General features: G+C 70.2%; 21 protein-coding genes. 14 read left to right on the top strand and 7 right to left on the bottom strand.

Annotation, left to right across the window (positions count from 1 at the left end):
• Nucleotides 1–43 precede the first annotated feature (43 nt).
• From AVTE2539_RS01650 to AVTE2539_RS01600, 11 genes are all read left to right on the top strand, one after another.
• The gene (locus tag AVTE2539_RS01650; protein WP_272564987.1) at nt 44–904 is read left to right on the top strand and encodes a segregation and condensation protein A; all 861 of its coding nucleotides are present in this window, start codon (nt 44–46) and stop codon (nt 902–904) included.
• 68 nt (nt 905–972) lie between these two features.
• Nucleotides 973–2,562 carry an L-aspartate oxidase gene (nadB, locus tag AVTE2539_RS01645; protein ID WP_272564988.1) on the top strand — a complete coding sequence of 530 codons (1,590 nt, stop codon included), beginning with the start codon at nt 973–975 and terminating at the stop codon, nt 2,560–2,562.
• A 52-nt stretch (nt 2,563–2,614) separates the two neighbouring features.
• Nucleotides 2,615–2,995: an aspartate 1-decarboxylase gene (panD, locus tag AVTE2539_RS01640; RefSeq protein ID WP_284408125.1), complete on the top strand. Its 381-nt coding sequence runs from the start codon at nt 2,615–2,617 to the stop codon at nt 2,993–2,995.
• Nucleotides 2,996–3,008: 13 nt separating this feature from the next.
• Nucleotides 3,009–4,334, top strand: coding sequence for an adenosylmethionine--8-amino-7-oxononanoate transaminase (bioA, locus tag AVTE2539_RS01635; protein ID WP_284408124.1), 1,326 nt, complete (start codon nt 3,009–3,011; stop codon nt 4,332–4,334).
• Nucleotides 4,331–5,023 carry a dethiobiotin synthase gene (bioD, locus tag AVTE2539_RS01630; protein WP_284408123.1) on the top strand — a complete coding sequence of 231 codons (693 nt, stop codon included), beginning with the start codon at nt 4,331–4,333 and terminating at the stop codon, nt 5,021–5,023. The genes bioA and bioD overlap by 4 nt, the downstream gene beginning before the upstream one ends.
• Nucleotides 5,020–6,243 (top strand): 8-amino-7-oxononanoate synthase, encoded by a 1,224-nt coding sequence (gene bioF / locus AVTE2539_RS01625; RefSeq protein ID WP_284408122.1) that lies wholly within the window; start codon nt 5,020–5,022, stop codon nt 6,241–6,243. Before bioD ends, bioF begins: the two co-directional genes overlap by 4 nt.
• Nucleotides 6,240–6,878 (top strand): 7-carboxy-7-deazaguanine synthase, encoded by a 639-nt coding sequence (gene queE / locus AVTE2539_RS01620; protein WP_284408121.1) that lies wholly within the window; start codon nt 6,240–6,242, stop codon nt 6,876–6,878. The genes bioF and queE overlap by 4 nt, the downstream gene beginning before the upstream one ends.
• A gap of 52 nt (nt 6,879–6,930) precedes the next feature.
• Nucleotides 6,931–7,317 carry a 6-carboxytetrahydropterin synthase gene (locus AVTE2539_RS01615; RefSeq protein ID WP_284408120.1) on the top strand — a complete coding sequence of 129 codons (387 nt, stop codon included), beginning with the start codon at nt 6,931–6,933 and terminating at the stop codon, nt 7,315–7,317.
• Between the two features lie 52 nt (nt 7,318–7,369).
• Nucleotides 7,370–7,729, top strand: a complete 360-nt coding sequence (locus AVTE2539_RS01610) for a 5-carboxymethyl-2-hydroxymuconate Delta-isomerase (protein WP_284408119.1) — start codon at nt 7,370–7,372, stop codon at nt 7,727–7,729.
• A gap of 237 nt (nt 7,730–7,966) precedes the next feature.
• Entirely contained in the window at nt 7,967–9,313 is a 1,347-nt protein-coding gene (locus AVTE2539_RS01605; protein ID WP_284408118.1) for an IQM protein middle domain-containing protein, read from the top strand.
• Nucleotides 9,314–9,331: 18 nt separating this feature from the next.
• Nucleotides 9,332–9,616 (top strand): hypothetical protein, encoded by a 285-nt coding sequence (locus tag AVTE2539_RS01600; RefSeq protein ID WP_272564997.1) that lies wholly within the window; start codon nt 9,332–9,334, stop codon nt 9,614–9,616.
• A 143-nt stretch (nt 9,617–9,759) separates the two neighbouring features.
• Here the strand turns inward: AVTE2539_RS01600 and pabB are convergent, their stop codons facing one another.
• From pabB to nadC, 3 genes are all read right to left on the bottom strand, one after another.
• Nucleotides 9,760–11,547 (bottom strand): aminodeoxychorismate synthase component I, encoded by a 1,788-nt coding sequence (pabB, locus tag AVTE2539_RS01595; protein WP_284408117.1) that lies wholly within the window; start codon nt 11,545–11,547, stop codon nt 9,760–9,762.
• A gap of 81 nt (nt 11,548–11,628) precedes the next feature.
• Nucleotides 11,629–12,747 carry a quinolinate synthase NadA gene (gene nadA, locus AVTE2539_RS01590; RefSeq protein WP_284408116.1) on the bottom strand — a complete coding sequence of 373 codons (1,119 nt, stop codon included), beginning with the start codon at nt 12,745–12,747 and terminating at the stop codon, nt 11,629–11,631.
• Between the two features lie 76 nt (nt 12,748–12,823).
• Entirely contained in the window at nt 12,824–13,690 is an 867-nt protein-coding gene (nadC, locus tag AVTE2539_RS01585) for a carboxylating nicotinate-nucleotide diphosphorylase (RefSeq protein WP_284408115.1), read from the bottom strand.
• A 64-nt stretch (nt 13,691–13,754) separates the two neighbouring features.
• Here nadC and panB point away from each other — a divergent pair, with 64 nt between their 5' ends.
• Together panB and panC are read left to right on the top strand one after the other, a co-directional pair.
• Nucleotides 13,755–14,648: a 3-methyl-2-oxobutanoate hydroxymethyltransferase gene (gene panB / locus AVTE2539_RS01580; RefSeq protein WP_284408114.1), complete on the top strand. Its 894-nt coding sequence runs from the start codon at nt 13,755–13,757 to the stop codon at nt 14,646–14,648.
• 83 nt (nt 14,649–14,731) lie between these two features.
• Nucleotides 14,732–15,580, top strand: coding sequence for a pantoate--beta-alanine ligase (gene panC / locus AVTE2539_RS01575; RefSeq protein ID WP_284408113.1), 849 nt, complete (start codon nt 14,732–14,734; stop codon nt 15,578–15,580).
• 299 nt (nt 15,581–15,879) lie between these two features.
• Here panC and AVTE2539_RS01570 read toward each other — a convergent pair whose 3' ends face one another.
• The 4 genes from AVTE2539_RS01570 to AVTE2539_RS01555 all read right to left on the bottom strand — a co-directional run bounded on the left by AVTE2539_RS01570 (nt 15,880) and on the right by AVTE2539_RS01555 (nt 18,271).
• Nucleotides 15,880–16,896 carry an NAD(P)H-dependent glycerol-3-phosphate dehydrogenase gene (locus tag AVTE2539_RS01570; protein WP_284408112.1) on the bottom strand — a complete coding sequence of 339 codons (1,017 nt, stop codon included), beginning with the start codon at nt 16,894–16,896 and terminating at the stop codon, nt 15,880–15,882.
• Nucleotides 16,897–16,956: 60 nt separating this feature from the next.
• Nucleotides 16,957–17,418 carry a protein-export chaperone SecB gene (secB, locus tag AVTE2539_RS01565; RefSeq protein WP_092741496.1) on the bottom strand — a complete coding sequence of 154 codons (462 nt, stop codon included), beginning with the start codon at nt 17,416–17,418 and terminating at the stop codon, nt 16,957–16,959.
• Between the two features lie 120 nt (nt 17,419–17,538).
• Complete coding sequence (grxC, locus tag AVTE2539_RS01560) at nt 17,539–17,811, bottom strand: glutaredoxin 3 (protein ID WP_272565005.1); 273 nt, start codon at nt 17,809–17,811, stop codon at nt 17,539–17,541.
• Between the two features lie 52 nt (nt 17,812–17,863).
• The gene (locus AVTE2539_RS01555) at nt 17,864–18,271 is read right to left on the bottom strand and encodes a rhodanese-like domain-containing protein (RefSeq protein ID WP_092741500.1); all 408 of its coding nucleotides are present in this window, start codon (nt 18,269–18,271) and stop codon (nt 17,864–17,866) included.
• 71 nt (nt 18,272–18,342) lie between these two features.
• Here AVTE2539_RS01555 and gpmA point away from each other — a divergent pair, with 71 nt between their 5' ends.
• Entirely contained in the window at nt 18,343–19,086 is a 744-nt protein-coding gene (gene gpmA, locus AVTE2539_RS01550; RefSeq protein ID WP_272565006.1) for a 2,3-diphosphoglycerate-dependent phosphoglycerate mutase, read from the top strand.
• Nucleotides 19,087–19,176: the final 90 nt, after the last annotated feature.

Raw genomic sequence — 19,176 nt, 5'->3', positions numbered from 1 at the left:
CAATAGCAACTAACGCTGGTAGCTATATTTTTAATAGCAAACGATGAGCACCGCCGCGGACAGGGCCTCCGCCCCCGCCCTGCCCGCCGGGGGTGCCGAGGGCGCCTCCCCCCAGGTCGTGGATGCGGTGGCGCTGGCGCGCCTGTATGGCGAGCCGCTGTTCGCCCTGCCCACCGACCTGTACATCCCGCCCGATGCGCTGGAGGTGTTCCTCGAAGCGTTCGAGGGGCCGCTCGATCTGCTGCTGTATCTCATCCGCAAGCAGAACTTCAACATCCTCGACATCCCCATGGTGGGCGTCACGCGCCAGTACCTGGTGTACGTGGACGAGATCCGCAGCCGCAACCTGGAGCTGGCGGCCGAGTACCTGCTGATGGCGGCCATGCTCATCGAGATCAAGTCGCGCATGCTGCTGCCGCCCAAGAAGCAGGAAGGCAGCGCCGAGCCCGAGGACCCGCGCGCCGAACTCGTGCGCCGCCTGCTCGAATACGAGCAGATCAAGCTGGCCGCGGCCGGTCTCTCGCGCATGCCGCAGTACGGGCGCGATTTCCTGCGGGCGCAGGTGCACATCGAGCAGAGCCTGCAGCCGCGCTTTCCCGACGTGCACGTGGCCGACCTGCAGGAGGCTTGGCGCGACATCCTGCGGCGCGCCAAGCTGGTGCAGCACCACCGCATCACGCGCGAGGAACTGAGCGTGCGCGAATACATGAGCGCCGTGCTCAAGACGCTGCAGGGCCGGCGCTTCGTGGAGTTCGAGGAACTGTTCGAGCCCGAAAAAGGCAGCACCGTGCTGGTGGTGACCTTCATCGCGCTGCTGGAACTGGCCAAGGAAACCCTGATCGAGATCACCCAGGCCGAGGCGTTCGCGCCCATCTACGTGCGGCTGGCGTACACGCCGGTCTGAGCCGCCGCCCTTCACCGCCACGGCCGGGCGCCCCGGCCCGAACGCCCCACACGCCCACACGCACCACCATGCCATCCCACGATTTCGACGTTCTCATCATCGGCAGCGGGCTGGCCGGGCTGTCGGCCGCGCTGCACCTGGCACCCACGCACCGCGTGGCGGTCATCACCAAGCGCGCGCTGCAGGACGGGGCCAGCGCCTGGGCGCAGGGCGGCATCGCCGCCGTGCTGGCCGAGGGCGACACCTACGAGGCCCACGTGCAGGACACCCTGGTGGCGGGCGCTGGGCTGTGCGACCTGGCCGCCACGCGCTTCGTGGTGGAGAACGCGCCCGAGGCCATCCACTGGCTGCAGGGCCTAGGCGTGCCGTTCTCGCAGGAGGACGGCGCCCTGCACCTCACACGCGAGGGCGGCCACGGCGCTCGCCGCATCGTGCACGCCACCGATGCCACCGGCGCCGCCGTGCAGCGCACCCTGATCGACACCGTGCGCGCCACGCCGGGCATCACGCTGTTCGAGCAGCACACGCTGGTGGACCTCATCACCCCGCACAAGCTGCGCCGCGGCGGGCCGCAGCGCTGCCTGGGGCTGTATGCGCTGGATGAAGGCACCGACGAGGTCGTGACCTTCCGCGCGCCACAGACCATCCTGGCCACGGGCGGCGCGGGCAAGGTGTACCTGTACACCACCAACCCCGACACGGCCACGGGCGACGGCATCGCCGCGGCCTGGCGCGCGGGCTGCCGCGTGTCCAACCTGGAGTTCATCCAGTTCCACCCCACCTGCCTGTACCACCCGCACGCCAAGTCGTTCCTCATCACCGAGGCGGTGCGCGGCGAGGGCGGGCGGCTCTTGCTGCCCCCCTCGGCCGGCGGCACGCGCTTCATGCCGCAGCACGACCCGCGCGCCGAACTGGCCCCGCGCGACGTGGTGGCCCGCGCCATCGACTACGAGATGAAGCGCCACGGCCTGGACTGCGTGCACCTGGACATTTCGCACCAGAGCCCGGCGTTCATCCAGGAGCACTTTCCCAACATCCTCGCGCGCTGCGCCGAGCTGGGGCTGGACATCACGAAGGAGCCCATTCCCGTGGTGCCCGCCGCGCACTACACCTGCGGCGGCGTGCTCACCGACCTGGCCGGCCGCACCGACCTGCCCGGCCTGTTCGCCATCGGCGAGACCGCCTGCACCGGCCTGCACGGCGCCAACCGGCTGGCCAGCAACTCACTGGTGGAGTGCATGGTCTTCGCGCGCGCGGCCGCCCAGGCCATCACCGCCGCCAGCGCGGAAGCCGTGCCCGACGTGCCGCCGTGGGACGACAGCCGCGTGACCGATGCCGACGAGTGCGTGGTCATCTCCCACAACTGGGACGAGCTGCGCCGCTTCATGTGGGACTACGTGGGGATCGTGCGCACCAACAAGCGCCTGGAGCGCGCGGCGCACCGCATCACGCTGCTGCAGGCCGAGATCGAGGAGTTCTACGCGCACTTCCACGTCACGCGCGACCTGCTGGAGCTGCGCAACCTGGTGCAGGTGGCCGAACTCATCGTGCGCTCGGCCCAGATGCGCCGCGAGAGCCGGGGCCTGCACTACAGCCGCGACTACCCCGAGCGGGCCGCTCCGGCCGCGCCCACCATCCTGGTCCCGCCGGTCCGCTGACCGCCTCACCGCCTCACCGCAAGCTCTACCTGTTTTCTTCGCCCCTCCCGCCATGCAACGCACCCTGCTGAAATCCAAGATCCACCGCGCCACCGCCACGCACTGCGAGCTGCACTACGAAGGCTCCTGCGCGATCGACGAAGACCTGCTCGACGCCGCGAACATCGTGGAGAACGAGCAGGTGCACATCTGGAACATCGACAACGGCGAGCGCTTCGTCACCTATGCCATCAAGGGCCAACGCGGCAGCGGCATGGTGTCGGTCAACGGCTCGGCGGCGCGCCGCGCTGCCGTAGGCGACCTGCTCATCATTGCCGCCTTCGCCCAGGTCGAGGAGGCCGAGGTGGCCGCACACCGGCCGCACCTGGTGTTCGTGGACGCCGCCAACCGCCAGGTGGAACTGCGCCACCACGTGCCCACGCAGGCCCTGTGAAAGGCCACCCACGATGAACCAGGACACCCTCGTCGCCCGCAGCCTGGCCAGCGTCTGGCACCCGTGCACGCAGATGAAGCGCCACGAGGCCGACCCGCCCGTGGCCATCGCCAGCGCCCAGGGGCCGTGGCTGCACGGCACCGATGGCCGGCGCTACCTGGACGGCATCAGCTCGTGGTGGGTCAACCTCTTCGGCCACAGCCACCCGCACATCCAGGCCGCGCTGACCGACCAGCTCGCGCGGCTGGACCACGTGATGCTCGCGGGCTTCACGCACGCGCCGGTGGTGGAGCTGTCCGAGCGGCTGGGTGCGCTCACCGGGCTGGGCCACGCCTTCTACGGCAGCGACGGCGCTGCGGCCACCGAGATCGCCCTCAAGATGAGCGCGCACTGCTGGCGCAACGCCGGGCGGCCGGGCAAGAGCCGCTTCGTGGGCCTGGCCGGCGGCTACCACGGCGAGACCGTGGGCGCGCTGGCCGTGACCGACATCGCCCTGTTCCGCGAGGCCTACGCCCCGCTGGTGCGCCTGGCAGCCACCGTGCCCAGCCCCGATGCGCGCAGCGCGCAGCCCGGCGAGAGCGCGCTGGATGCGGCCCGGCGCGCCGCCCAGGCGCTGGAGGCCTGGCTGGCCGAGCATCACGAGAGCACCGCCGCGCTGATCGTCGAGCCGATGGTGCAGTGCGCCGCCGGCATGGCCATGCACGATGCCGAATACCTGCGCCAGGCCCGCGCGCTGTGCGACCGCTACGGCGTGCACCTGGTGGTGGACGAGATCGCCACCGGCTTCGGCCGCACCGGCACGATGTTCGCGCACCAGCAGGCCGGCATCCGGCCCGATTTCATCTGCCTGTCCAAGGGCCTCACGGGCGGCACGCTGCCGCTGTCGGCCGTGCTCACCACCGAGGCCGTGTACGCCGCGTTCTACGACGACGACGTGGCCCGCGGCTTCCTGCATTCGCACTCCTACACCGGCAACCCGCTGGCCTGCCGCGCGGCGCTGGCCACGCTGGAGCTGTTCGACCAGCTCGACCCGCTCGCGGCCAATGCGGCGCTGGCCGGGCGCATCGACGCTGCCTGCGCGCCCATCACGCAGCACCCGCGCGTGCGCCATGCGCGCCGGTTGGGCATGGTGTGGGCATGGGACGTGGACACCTCCCTGCCCGATTTTTCCCGCCGCTACCACCGCCACGCCATGGCGCGCGGCCTGGTGCTGCGCCCCATCGGCAAAACGCTCTACGCCATGCCGCCCTACGTACTCGACGACGAGGCCGTACAGCACCTGGGCGATGCCGCCTTCGCCGCATTGCAGGCCACGCTGGCCGAGGAGACCGCCCCATGAACCCGACCCCGGCATTCGCCTGCTTCGTCACCGGCACCGACACCGGCGTGGGCAAGACGCTGGCCTCGGCCGGCCTGCTGCACGCGCTGGCACGCCACCACGCGCGCGTCGTGGGCATGAAGCCCATCGCCGCGGGCGCCGAATGGCACCATGGCCAGCTCGCCAACGAAGATGCCCTCGCCCTGCGCGCCGCCTCCACCATCGCGGTGCCCCCGGCGCTGGACAACCCCGTGCTGCTGCCCGACCCGCTCTCGCCCCACATCGCCGCCGAGCGCGCGGGCACGCGCATCGACATCGCGCACATCGTGCGCAGCTACGAAGCGCTGGCGGCGCAGGCCGATGCGGTCGTCGTCGAAGGCGCGGGCGGCTTTCACGTGCCGCTGTCGGACACCGAGACCGGTGCCGACCTCGCCCAGGCCCTGGGCCTGCCCGTGGTGCTGGTGGTGGGCCTGCGGCTGGGCTGCCTGAGCCACGCCGCGCTCACGGCCGATGCCGTGCGCGCGCGCGGCCTGCCGCTGGCCGGCTGGATCGCCAGCCGCATCGACCCGCACATGCGGGCGCCGCAAGAAAACCTCGACTGGCTCGCGCAGCGCCTGGGCGCTCCGCTGCTGGCCGACATTCCCTACCAGGCCGTGCCGGACGCCCGTGCGCTGCCCTTCGACCTTCCCGCCGCATGGACGACCCGATGAGCCCCCGCCCCGACGCCGCCTCCTGGATCGACGAGTTTCCGGCGCGCATCGCCGCGCTCGACGCCGCCCACCTGCGCCGCAGGCGCCGCGCCGTGGTGCCGGCCGGCGGCGCGCACCTGCTGGTCGATGGCGCGCCCATGCTGGCCTTTTGCAGCAACGATTACCTGGGCCTGGCCGGCCACCCCGCGCTGGCCGAGGCCGCCTGCGCGGGCGCGCGCGAGTTCGGCGTGGGCTCGGGCGGCTCGCCGCTGGTGAGCGGCCACAGCGCGGCCAACGCGGCGCTGGAGGCCGACCTCGCCCGCTTCGTGGGCCTGCCGCGCGCGCTGTACTTCTACGCGGGCTACGCCACCAACGCCGGCATCGTGCCCGCGCTCGTGGGCGAGGGCGATGCGCTGTTTTCCGATGCGCTCAACCACGCCTGCCTGATCGACGGCGCCCGCCTGTCGCGCGCCCGCATCCACCGCTACCCGCATGCCGACCTGGCCGCGCTGGAGGCCGCGCTGGCCAGCAGCCCCGCGCGCCGCAAGCTGGTCATCACCGATGCCGTGTTCAGCATGGACGGCGACGTGGCCGACATTCCCGCGCTGCTGGCGCTGTGCGAGCGCCACGACGCGCTGCTGCTGCTGGACGACGCTCACGGCTTCGGCGTGCTCGGCCCTCAGGGGCGAGGCGCGCTGGCCGAGGCAGGCCTGGTCGGCGCGCAGGCCTCGCGGCGCGTGCTGTACATGGCCACGCTGGGCAAGGCCGCGGGCGTGGCCGGCGCCTTCGTCGCGGGCGACGACGCCTTGATCGAATGGCTGCTGCAAAAGACGCGCAGCTACATCTTCGCCACCGCCGCGCCGCCGCTGCTGGCGCGCGCGCTGCAGGCCAGCCTGGCGCTCATCGAGGCCGAGGATTCGCGCCGCGAGCACCTCGCGCGCCTCGTCCAGCGCCTGCGGGGCGGCCTCGCGCCGCTGCTGCAGGGCACGCACTGGCAACTGGGCGAGTCGCGCACCGCCGTGCAGGCCGTGGTGATCGGCGCCAACGACGAGGCCCTGGCCGCCATGGAAGGCCTGCGCCAGCGCGGCCTGTGGGTGCCCGCCATCCGCCCGCCCACCGTGCCCGAGGGCACGGCGCGCCTGCGCATCGCCCTGTCGGCCGCGCACACCGAGGCCGACGTGGACCGCCTGCTGCAGGCGCTGGACGAGCTGGCGCCCGCCGCCGTGGAGGCCCTGGCATGACCTACAGCGTCAAGGAAATCTTCTACACCCTGCAGGGCGAGGGCGGCCAGGCCGGCACGCCCGCCGTGTTCTGCCGCTTCGCGGGCTGCAACCTCTGGAGCGGCCGTGAGGAAGACCGCGCCAGCGCCGTCTGCCGCTTCTGCGACACCGACTTCGTGGGCACCGACGGCACCCTGGGCGGCAAGTTCGCCACCGCCGAGGCGCTGGCCGACCTGATCGCCGCGCAGTGGCCCGCGCACGATGCCGCGCACCGCCTGGTGGTGCTGACCGGCGGCGAGCCGCTGCTGCAGGTGGACACCGCCTTCATCGACGCCCTGCACGCGCGGCGCTTTCGCATCGCCGTTGAGAGCAACGGCACCGTCGCCGCGCCGCCCGGCATCGACTGGCTGTGCATCAGCCCCAAGGCCGGCGCGCCCTGGGTGCAGCGCAGCGGGCAGGAACTCAAGCTGGTGTGGCCCCAGCCCGGCTTCGACCTGGCCACGCTGGAGGTACAGACGCAGTTCACGCACCGCTTCCTGCAGCCCATGGACGGCCCGGATCAGGCCGCCAACACCGGGCGCTGCATCGCCGCCTGCCTGGAGCGCCCCGCGTGGCGGCTGAGCCTGCAGACCCACAAGCTCACCGGCATCCGCTGAGCCCTTTTTTACGTACCGTTTTTTTCGCCCCGTTCCCGCCCGTTCGCCGACCATGCAGTTCACCGTCCACCAGCGCTTTTTCTTCGATGCCGCGCACACTTTGCAGCGCGAGATCGAGGCCGAGGGCAGCCGCCGCATCCACGGCCACACCTACCACGCGGAGGTGGCCGTCACCGGCCCGCGCGATCCCGCCACCGGCATGGTCATCGACCTGGGCCACCTGCGCGAGCGCCTGGCCGCCGTGCGCGAGCAGCTCGACCACCACTGGCTGGACGAGGTACCCGGCCTGGGCACGCCCACGCTGGAAAACCTGTGCCGCTTCATCGCCCAGGCGCTCGATGGCATGCAGCCGCCCGCCAGCCGCGTGCGCGTGTGGCGCGAGGCGCTGGGCGACGGCTGCGTGCTGGACCTGGCGCCGCCCGGCCCGGTGCCGGGCTGAGCCCATCCGCCCCCCTTCCCCTTCTTTCATCCCACCCCGCAGGAGAACCGCCATGCCCCACCTCGTCATCGAATACAGCCAGAACCTGGCCGGCCTGCCCGAAGCGCAGATGCTGGCGGAACTGAACCAGTCCCTCACCGCAAGCCCCGAGATCCAGAACGAGGCGGACCTCAAATCCCGCTTCCTGCGCGCCGACCGCTTCGAGATCGGCACCGCCCCCGCCGACCGCGCGTTCGTGCATGCCCAACTGCGCCTGCTGTCCGGCCGCTCGCCCGAGGCCAAGCAGGACCTCGGCGCCCGCGTCGTGGACGTGCTGCGCCGCCTCACGCCCCAGCCCGAGGGCGTGATGGTGCAGCTCAGCGTGGAGATCGTGGACATGGACCGCGGGTCTTACGTGAAGGAACGGCTTTGAGCCCTACAGGGCTCCAGCGCAATCAACACTAGGGCATATTGCTACAAAATAAGTAGCAAATCACTTTGCACCGGGCGATCCGTCCAAAGCGCGAGAGTGGGTCGCACCGGTGAGCCATCCCGCCTGCCGGGTCAGGACGGCTTCGCAAACCCCATCGGAGATTCGGGTCCTGTGAGAGATTCCATGGCGCTTCTCGGATGATGAGCATCATTCGAAAACCCAAGCCACAGGGCTGCCATGAGACCTCTACCCAATGCGATCGCCACCCGGCTCACTCCGGTACGCCCTTCGGCGCTGCAGGCTGCACAACTGGCAGCCGTCAAGCCGGAGAAGCCCGCTACGGGCACCTCTGAGCCGCCATTGCCAGGGCCGCTCAGGCCCCGGCCCAAACTGGAAACCGCGTCTTCCCTGCAGCCGCGCATCCAGATCAAACTCAGCAGTGGAGCCAAGATCTCGCTGAACGATGCGATGAAATTGCTCTCTGCCGCCCAGAAGCCGAGCATTGCCGCGCCAGCCGGCACCGCGCCGGGGCGCATCAGCGCCGCGTCGGTCCTGCAGTCGATGAAACCGACCTCGCAGCTCCCGAACGGCGTGGCCGTCGCAACGGTGTTGCCGCAGGCGCAGCCGCAACCCAGCGCACCGCAAGGAGAATTTCCAGCGCAGGCCGCACCTGCGCCGCTGCCGCTACAGGAAGAGCCTGTGCTGGCGATGCCCTGGATGGGTCATCCACCGCCTCAGGCCGCCCCGACCATGGCGTTTCACCCAGGCTTTCAGACACCGCCCCAGCCGGCACACCCGCTGCATCCACCACAAAACCAGCCTTTCACCGGCTTCGCGTCGCTGTTCCCGGGCGGCCCACAGCCCGCTTTCGCCCCCGTGCTGCAGCAAGCCCCCCACGGCCTGCAGGGCGCACCGGGGAATTCGCCCTGGCCTCCCGCCGAGCACGCCGTCGGTCTGGCCTCCATGCTGCCAGGCGCCACCACGGCAGGTCCTGCCCCCTCGCAGGCCGTTCATGAAGCGCCGCAAATCTGGAATCCGGCCAACCCGCCCACGCCCCATGTCGATCCCTTCGAGGACAAGCGCCTTTCATCGCCCGCAGTGCCGCCCACGGCGAAGTTCCAGCACAACGTTGCCCTCTTTGCCGAGTACGACGGCGAGCACCTTCAGGGCAACAAGACGTGGGCGACGTCCGTCACCTATCTCAATGCAGAGCAACGGCAGCAGTTCAAACTGACGGTGAAAGACGGAAAGATTTTTGACGCGGAGGGCAAGCCGTTCGACACCCGCAACGGCAAGACGGCATGCTTCGGCGGAGGCGCGGGCAAGGCGATCTTCGTCATGGATCACGATGGCAACCTGTATGCGTCCAATTACCATGCGCCTGGCAAGTTCCACCATTCGAGCTTCCTGGCCGGCCAGCCAGTCGCAGGAGCGGGCGAAATCACCGTGCACAACGGCGAGATCCAGTCCCTGACCCGCAACAGCGGACACTACCGCCCCAGCGCAGCCCAGCTGGAGCAAGTGGCCCACAACCTCAGCTCCCAGGGCCTGAGCAATTTCGTGGTCGACCAGAAGATTCAGTAAGTAGCCGGAAAGAAAAACATGGATACCGTCAAATTCCTTCGCATCCCCTTGAGCATGATCGACTACGTCGGCGACCTCGATGCCTTCCAGGGCCTGACCGCCGAACAGCTGGCCTCGCTGCCCGAGGAATACACGCCCGACGAAACCGCCGGCATCATCGCGAGCCTGCGTTTCGCCGCAGAGCATCCTGAATTCGACTTCGCTTCTTTGCTGCCGGGGATCAGCGCCTCCAACGGCCAGATCCACGTCTTTCTGGTCAAGATCTACCGCTCGTTTCAGGAAGCAGGCCTGGCCCCGCTCTGAACCGGTTCTCCGAGGGATGGCCCGGACTGCAGCCCCTGATTTGCCTTGAAGCCTGACAAGGCTCCAGCGCAATCAGTACTAGGGCATGCCGCTACAAAATCAGTAGCAAAACCCAGCGCCAGGCGCCTTCGGCCCCGCCGGCTTCAGGCCTGCAGCGTGGCGTCCAGCCAGCCCCGCAGGCTGTTCACGAACGCCCAGGCCCGCACCTGTGGCACCTCCTCCACGCGCAGCACGGCCTCGGTCACCCGGCCTTCGCGCAGGGCCACCGCGCGGCCCACGCCGGGCAGCAGGCCGCAGGACAGCGGGGGCGTGACCCACCGGCCGTCGGCCCGCAGCGCCGCGATGCAGCCGCGCGTGCATTCGGTGATCTCGCCGGCCTCGTTCCACAGCAGCGTGTCGAACACGCCCTCGGCCTCGGGCGTGAAGGCGTCGTAGTGCTCCCGGCGCGTGGTCTTGTGGCGCACGAATTCGCCGTGCGCGCCTTCCAGCGGGCGCGTGGCCAGTTGCAGGCGCACCGGCACGGTGTTGGGGGCCATCGCCCAGGCTTCGGCGCGCGGGTGGCCCGCCGCATCGAGCAGCAGGCGCGCGCGCCACAGCCCGGTGGGGTGGGCTGCAGCCAGCGCATCCAGGCAGGCCTGCACGCGCGCCGCGTCGAAGGCGTGGCCGAAGTGCGCGGCCGAGGCGGCCAGCCGCGCCACGTGGTCGGCGCGGTGGCGCAGCACGCCCTCCTCCAGCGCCAGGGTTTCCAGCAGGTCGAACGGGGCGCTGGCGCGCTGCAGGAAGGCGCTCTTGTGCTGCCACTCCTGCCACTCCGCCGCGGCCTGGGCGCCGGACGTGATGCCGCTGCCGATGCCGCACCGCGCGTCGCGGCCGCGCAGCGTCACGGTGCGGATGGGCACGTTGAAGGTGGCGGCCACGGCGCCCTCGCCGTCCGGACGCACGATGCCCACCGCGCCGCAGTACACGCCGCGCGGCGCGGGCTCCAGCGCGTGGATGGCCTGCATCGCCCGCACCTTGGGCGCCCCGGTGATGGAGCCGCACGGGAACAACGCGGCGAACACGTCGGCCAGCCTGGTGCCGGCGCGGGTGCGGGCCTCGACGTCGGACGTCATCTGCCACACGGCCGGCAGCGCCTCGGTGTGGAACAGCGCGGGCACGCGCACGCTGTGCGGCTCAGCGATGCGCGAGAGGTCGTTGCGCAGCAGGTCCACGATCATCACGTTCTCGGCGCGCTCCTTGGGCGAGGCGCGCAGTGCGGCGGCCTGCGCGGCGTCGTCCTCGGCCGTGGCGCCGCGCGGCGCCGTGCCTTTCATGGGCCGCGCCAGCAGCGAGCCCCCGCGCCAGTCGAAGAACAGCTCGGGCGAGACGGACAGGATCTGCTCGGCACCACCGTCGATGCACGCGGCGTAACCGCCCGGCTGGGCGCGCTGCAGGGCGGCGAACAGCGGCAGCGCCGCCTGCGCCCCGCCCACCGGCGACACGGTGCCCCGGATCGGCGCGGTGTAGTTGACCTGGTAGAACTCGCCGGCCGCGATGGCCTGGTGAAGGTGCGCCAGGGCGGCCTCGAACACGGCGCGCTGCGGGCGGGTGTGCCAGTCCACCGTGCGCGCTCCCGCGCCGCCACCATCGCCATCGCCGGGGGAAACTGTGGGATCGGGCCAGGGCAAGGCCCGGTCGAACACGGCGAACCATGCCAGGGGCCCGTCGGCCGGGTGCGTGCGCAGCGCGGCGTCGAACGCGCCGGCCGCCTCGTAGCGCAGGTAGCCCAGGCACCAGGCCCCGGCGCGCGCCTCGGCCTCGGCCGCGTCCAGCACGGCGCGCACCTCGTGCGGCGCCTGGGCCACCAGCGTGCGGCGCGGCGTGCCGAACGCATGGCGCAGGCGCGGCCCGGCCGGGTGGCGCGGGTCGGAGAAGTCGATCCTGAAATTCACGTCAAAACAGGCGAATGCCCTAGAAAATCATGCCTGGATAGCTATTAATTTAATAGCAAATAGATCCCATGGCGGTGCGCTTCATGCCGCGCCGATGTGGGGCACCAGCGCGCCCAGGGGCTGCCCGCCCTTGAGCGCGGCGGTGAAGGCCAGCATGCGGTCGATGGGCTGGCGTGCGCGCGGGATGAGCACCGGGTCCACGTGGATGGCGTTGGCCCCGGTCTCCAGCACGCGGGCCACGTCGGCCAGGCCGTTCATGGCCATCCAGGGGCAGTGCGCGCAGCTCTTGCAGGTGGCGCTGTTGCCGGCCGTGGGGGCCTCGTGGAAGGTCTTGCCAGGGTTGAGCGCGCGCAGCTTGTGCATCATGCCGTTGTCGGTCGCCACGATGAATTCGCGCGCATCCATCTCGCGCGCGGCCTTCAGGATGGCGGAGGTCGAGCCCACGGCATCGGCCAGCGCCACCACGTCGGCAGGGCTCTCCGGGTGCACCAGCACCTTCGCCTGCGGGTGCGCCGCCTTCAGCGCCTGCAGCTCCTCGGCCTTGAACTCGTCGTGCACGATGCAGGCGCCGTTCCAGAACAGCATGTCGGCGCCGGTCTGCTGCTGGATGTAGGCACCCAGGTGCCGGTCGGGCGCCCACAGGATCTTGTGGCCCGCCGCCTTGAGCGCGCCCACGATCTCCAGCGCGCAGCTGGAGGTGACGAGCCAGTCGGCGCGCGCCTTCACCGCCGCGCTGGTGTTGGCGTAGACGACCACGGTGCGGTCCGGGTGCGCATCGCAGAAAGCGCTGAACGCATCGGCGGGGCAGCCCAGGTCGAGCGAGCAGGTGGCATCCAGGTCGGGCATGAGCACGGTCTTCTCGGGCGACAGGATCTTGGCCGTCTCGCCCATGAAGCGCACGCCCGAGACCACCAGCGTCTGCGCGGCATGGTCGCGGCCGAAGCGCGCCATCTCCAGCGAATCGCTGACCAGCCCGCCGGTTTCCTCGGCCAGGTCCTGCAGGTCCGGGTGCACGTAGTAGTGCGACACCATGACGGCGTTCTTCTCGCGCAGCAGCCGCCGGATGCGGTCCTTGAGCGCGGCGCGTTCGGTGGGCGAGGGCTCGGCGGGCACGCGGGCCCAGGCGAACTTCGTGGAGCAGACGGCGCCGTCTTCGGGCTGCTCGTACTCCACGTCCTTGATGGCGGTGGGGGTCGTCATGGGGTGGGTCTTTCGGCCGCGGCGGCAGGGCGCGGCGCCAACACGTTATCTCAGGTCCGGAGGATGGCCGGATCGGCTAGGCAATGTCCTGCATGCGCATCGAGAAATCGATGGCCTTCACGTCCTTGGTCAGCGTGCCGATGGAGATGCGGTCCACGCCGGTCTCGGCCAGGGCGCGCAGGCCTTCGAGCGTCACGCCGCCGGAGATCTCCAGGATGGCGCGACCGGCGTTCCGGCGCACGGCCTCGTGCAGCATCGGGAGCGGCATGTTGTCCAGCAGCAGCATCGTCGCGCCGGCATCCAGCGCCTCCTGCAGCTGCTCCAGCGTCTCGACCTCGATCTCCACGAAGGCCGCCTGCGCGGCCACGGCCTGCGCGGCGCGCAGCACGGCCGCCACGCCACCGGCGGCGGCGATGTGGTTTTCCTTGATGAGCACCGCGTCGTGCAGGCCGATGCGGTGGTTGGTGCCGCCGCCGGTGCGAACGGCGTATTTCTGCGCCAGCCGCAGGCCGGGCAGGGTCTTGCGCGTATCGACGATCTGCGCCCGCGTGCCGCGCACGGCGTCCACGTAGATCGCCGTCTTGGTCGCCACGGCCGACAGCAGCTGCAGGAAGTTCAGCGCCGTGCGCTCGGCGCTCAGCAGCGCGCGGGCACTGCCCTCCACCTCCAGCACCACCTGGTCGGGCGCGCAGCGCTCGCCCTCCTGCACGTGCCACACGATGCGCGCGGCCGGGTCCAGGGCCCGCACGGCCGCCTCGGCCCAGGGGCCGCCGCAGATCACCGCGCTTTCGCGGGCCAGCACACGGGCGCGCACGCGGCGCGCCGGATCGATCAGGCCGGCGGTGAGGTCGCCGGCGCCCACGTCCTCGCGCAGCGCGCGGGCAACGTCGTCCTGGGCCAGCGATGCGATGCCGCCGTCCAGGGAAAGGGGGGATTTCGTCATGGGCGGCAAGCATAGCGGCATCGCATAGACTCGCCGCACTTTCGGCCCGGCTCTGCCCATTCCCATGACCACTGCCATCCCCAACGCCTCCGCCTCGTCCGCGACGCCCTACGGCACGCTGCCGCCCGCCTCTCCCCTGCCCGAGCGCCGGCCCGTCAGCCTGCCGCGCCTGCAGCAGATGCGCGAGGCCGGCGAAAAGATCACCATGCTGACCGCCTACGACGCCACCTTCGCCGCCATGGCGGACGCGGCGGGCGTGGAATGCATTCTGGTCGGCGACTCGCTCGGCATGGTCTGCCAGGGCCTGCCCAGCACCGTGGGCGTGTCGCTGGACACCATGGCCTACCACACGGCCAGCGTGGCGCGCGGCCTGCACCGCGTGCAGGGCACGGCGTGGCTGATCGCCGACCTGCCCTTCGGCACCTACGCCGAAAACCGCGAACAGGCCCTGCGCAGCGCCTGCACGCTGATGCAGGCCGGCGCGCACATGGTCAAACTCGAAGGCGGCGGCTGGACGGCGCCGACGGTGGAGTTCCTGGTGCAGCGCGGCGTGCCCGTGTGCGCCCACCTGGGCCTCACGCCGCAGACGGTGCACGCCCTGGGCGGTTACCGCGTGCAGGGCAAGGGCGACCTGGCCGCGCGCACCCTGCGCCAGCAGGCGTCCGAACTGCAGAACGCGGGCGCCACCATGATGGTGCTGGAGATGGTGCCCGCCGCGTTGGCCCGCGAGCTCACGGCCGAGCTGCCCCACTGCCACACCATCGGCATCGGGGCCGGCAGCGGCACCGCCGGCCAGGTGCTGGTGCTGCACGACATGCTGGGCATTCACCTGGCCAAGATGCCGCGCTTCGTGCACGACTTCATGCAGGAGGCGGGCAGCGTGCGCGGCGCGATGCAGGCCTATGTGCAGGCCGTCAAGGCCGGGCGCTTTCCGGACGACGCCCTGCACGCCTGGTAGGGCGGCCCGCGCTCGGGCTGCTCCTTCGGCCCTTACCTTCCTTTTCCTGCAGCCCTTTCTTTTTTCCCGATCGGGGATGACCCATGCTCATCGCACACACCGTGGCCGAACTGCGCCAAGCCCTCGCGGGCCGGGGCCGGCCCGCTTTCGTCCCCACCATGGGCAACCTGCACGCCGGCCACATTTCACTGGTTGAGCAGGCCCGCCCGCTGGGCGACGTGACCGTGGCCAGCATCTTCGTGAACCGCCTGCAGTTCCTGCCCCACGAGGATTTCGACAGCTACCCGCGCACCTGGGACGCCGACTGCGCCCAGCTGCGCAAGGCCGGCTGCGACGTGCTCTTCGCGCCGCGCGAGGCCGACCTGTACCCCGAGCCGCAGACCTTCAAGGTGCATCCCGACCCCGCGCTGGCCGACATCCTGGAGGGGCACTTTCGCCCCGGGTTCTTCGTCGGCGTCTGCACGGTGGTGATGAAGCTCTTCGCCTGCGTGCTGGGCGCGAGCGGCGGCACGGCCGTGTTCGGCAAGAAGGACTACCAGCAGCTCATGGTGATCCGGCAGATGGTGCGGCAGTTCGCGCTGCCGGTGGACGTGGTGGCGGGGGAGACGCGGCGCGCGGACGACGGCCTGGCCCTCAGCTCGCGCAACGGCTACCTCGGAGCGCAGGAGCGGTCGCGCGCCATGCAGCTGGCCCAGGCCCTGCGCGCGCTGGCGGACGGCTTTCTCGCGGGCGAGGGCGATGCCGGCGAACGGGAGCGCCAGGCCCTGGACGCGCTGCGCCGCCAGGGCTGGGCACCGGACTACCTCACCGTGCGGCGCCGCCACGACCTGCAGCCGCCCGAGGCCGGCGGCCCGGCCGGCGCGGGCACGCTGGTGGCCCTGGGCGCGGCGCGGCTGGGCAGCACGCGGCTGATCGACAACCTGGAATTCTGAAGGGCGCACCGCACCGGGCGGTGCATCGCTGCGAAGGCGAGCGGCTCGGCCTCTCCTGCACCGCCGGTAGGCTCGGGACTACGCGCGCAGGTCACCACGCCGCACAGGGGCGCCCAGGGGTGGCCTTTAAGGTTGATCCATCCACCAACCACTCTTCAGGAGAACTTCCATGCCTGTCATCCTCTGGCTTCTCGGCGTCCCACTGTCCCTCGTGCTGCTGCTCATGCTCTTCGGCGTGCTCTGAGCATCAACCCCTGCAACGGGCAAAGAAGCCCGGTGGCAGAGCTTTCAAAGGCCCTTCAAGGCCGCGAGAGTTCCGCCACCGGGCTTCTGCCCATGAGCAGCGCCACCGCATCGCGCGGCGTTCTCTGCCCGTCCAGCAACGCCACCACCGCTTCGGTGATCGGCATGTCCACCTGCAGATGGCGCGCACGCGCCAGCACCGTCCGGGCGCTGTAGACGCCTTCGGCCACATGGCCGAGCGAATCCACCGCCTGGGCCAGCGTCAGCCCTTGCGCCAGGGCCTGGCCCACACGCCGGTTGCGCGACAGGTCGCCCGTCGCGGTCAGCACCAGGTCGCCCAGTCCGGACAAACCCATGAAGGTATCGGGCCGCGCACCCAGCGCCAGCCCCAGCCGCGTCATCTCGGCCAGGCCGCGCGTGATGAGGGCGGCACGGGCGTTGAGCCCCAGGTCGAGCCCGTCGCACAGCCCCGTCGCGATGGCCAGCACGTTCTTCACCGCACCGCCCACCTCGACGCCGACGATGTCGTCGTTGGCGTACACCCGCAGCGTGGGGCCATGGAACGCGTCCACCAGCAGATCGCGCACGGCGGCGTGCGGGCTGGCCGCCACCAGGGCCGTCGGCTGCCCGCGGGCCGCCTCCTGCGCAAAGCTGGGGCCGCTCAGCACCCCGCTGCGCAAGCCGGGAGCGACCTGCGCGCACACCTCGTGCCCCATGAGGCCCACGGCGCTACCGCCCGGCGGCGCGGCCTCGAATCCTTTGCACAGCCAGGCCACCGGCACGTCCAGGGCGCTCAGCACCTGGAGCGTGCCGCGCAGCGCGGACATGGGCGTCGCGACCACGACCAGATCGGCGCTGGAGGCCAGCGACAACGGGTCGCCCGCGCTCAGTGCCAGGGAAGAAGGGAGTTCGATGTCCGGCAGATACCGGGCGTTCTGCCGTGTGGCCTGCATGCCGGCCACCTGCTGCGTGTCGCGCGCCCACAGGGTCACGGCATGCGCCGATGGGTGCGTTGCCGCGCTGACGGCCATGGCCGTGCCCCAGGCCCCGGCCCCCAAGACGACGATGTTCATTCGTTCGTGTGCCCGAGGTTCACGCGGGAGGCGCAACGGCCTCCCGGCGCTGCACGCTGCTTACTGCGTGATGATGGGCGACGGCGCTGCGGAGGCCACCTGGGCCTGCTGCTGCTCGTACATGGCCTGGAAGTTGATTTCGGCCAGGTGCACAGGCGGGAAGCCGGCGCGCGTGATGGTGTCGGCCACGTTACCGCGCAGGTAGGGGTACACGATCTGCGGGCAGGCGATGCCCATGATCGGGCCCATCTGGTCTTCGGGGATGTTGCGGATCTCGAAGATGCCGGCTTGCTTGGCTTCGACCAGGAACACGGTCTTGTCCTTGATCTTGGTCTGCACGGTGGCGGTCACGGCCACTTCGAAAATGCCATCGGCCACCGGCGTGGCTTCCACGCCCAGCTGGATGTCCACGCTGGGCTGTTCCTGCTCCAGCAAGATTGCGGGCGAGTTGGGCTGCTCCAGGGACAAGTCCTTCAGGTACACGCGCTGGATCTGGAACACGGGATTTTCTTCGGTAGCCATGGTGTCGGTCTTTCAGTCAGAACACTATTCGACAAAACAAAGCCCGCTGGGGAAAACGCTCCCCGCAGCGGGCACTTGGGGCTGCATTATGCAGCGCCGCAGAAACGGAAAAGCGGCAGTTCAGGCATCGGCCTGGGCACCGCCGAGCAGCGGCATCAGGCCGCCCCGGCCGTCGAGCGCGACCAGGTCGTCGTGCCCGCCGACGTGCGTGTCGCCGATGAAGATCTGGGGCACGGTGCGGCGCCCGGTGATTTCCATCATGTGGCTGCGGGCCACGGGGTCGAGGTCCACGCGGACTTCCTCGATCTCCTCCACGCCCTTGGACTTGAGGATCTGCTTGGCCCGAATGCAGTAGGGGCAGACGGCGGTGGTGTACATCTTCACGGCTTGCATGGGAGGGCCTTCCTGCTCAAAAAATGGCTACACAGCACACATTGCGGCCAACTCAGGCCTTTTCAACCGGCATGCTGGCGTCTTTCCACGCTTTCAGCCCACCCGCCAGCGCCTGGGCATTGTCGTAGCCCAGCTTTTTGGCGATGCCCACGGCGCGCTGGGCCCGCGGCCCCTTGGCGCAAACCAGCACGATCGGCAGGGCCTTGTTCTTGACCACCTGGGGCAGCCGCTCTTCCAGCTGGTTCAGGGGAATGTTCTTGGCGCCGCCCACGTGGCCTGCGGCGAATTCGTCGGGCTCGCACACGTCGATCACCACGCCCTTCTCGCGGTTGATGAGCTGCACGGCGCGCGCCGCCGTCAGCGAGCCGCCGGTGGCATCCTTGAGCAGCGGCACCAAAAGCATGCCGCCGGAGGCCAGCGCGATAAAGAACAAATACCAGTTGTCGATGATGAATTTCACGTCAGTCCTAGGGTTGGCAAACCGCTCAATTTTAGAATGCTGGATTTTGACCCGCCTGCTCTAGGGAAACCATGCACCAACTCGTCCTGATCCGCCACGGAGAATCCACCTGGAACCTCGAGAACCGCTTCACCGGTTGGACCGACGTCGATCTGACGCCCACGGGCGTGGAACAGGCCAAGAGCGCAGGCCGCCTGTTGAAGGCGGAAGGCTACGAATTCGACCTGGCCTACACCAGCATGCTCAAGCGCGCCACGCGCACGCTGTGGCACACGCTCGACGAGATGGACCGCACCTGGCTGCCGGTGCACCACAGCTGGCGCCTGAACGAGCGCCACTACGGCGCCCTGCAAGGCCTGAACAAGGCCGACATGGCCAAGCAATACGGCGACGCGCAGGTGCTGGTGTGGCGCCGCAGCTACGACACGCCGCCGCCAGCGCTGGAAGCCGCAGACCCTCGCAGCGAGCGGGGCGACCTGCGCTACGCCAGCCTGGCCCCCGAACAGATCCCGCTGACGGAATGCCTGAAGGACACCGTCGCGCGCGTGCTGCCGTTCTGGAACGAGTCCATGGCGCCCGCCATCCGCGCCGGTAAGCGCATCGTGGTCGCCGCGCACGGCAACTCGATCCGTGCTTTGATCAAGTACCTGGACGGCATCTCGGACGACGACATCGTCGGCGTGAACATTCCGAACGGCATCCCCCTGGTCTATGAACTCGATGCGGACCTGAAACCGCTGCGCCACTACTACCTGGGCGATGCCGAAGCCGCCGCCAAGGCCGCGGCCGCAGTGGCATCGCAGGGCAAGGCGTAAAGTCCGTGTAAAGGCGGCCCGCACAGCGCAAAAGTCGCTTCCAGCGCGGAACTGCACTGGGGGCAATCTTTCCAAGGTGTATATTGAAGC

It is taken from the genome of Acidovorax sp. SUPP2539 (assembly GCF_030158975.1).
Lineage (GTDB): Bacteria > Pseudomonadota > Gammaproteobacteria > Burkholderiales > Burkholderiaceae_C > Paracidovorax.
This window is presented reverse-complemented; position numbering and strand designations above follow the sequence as displayed.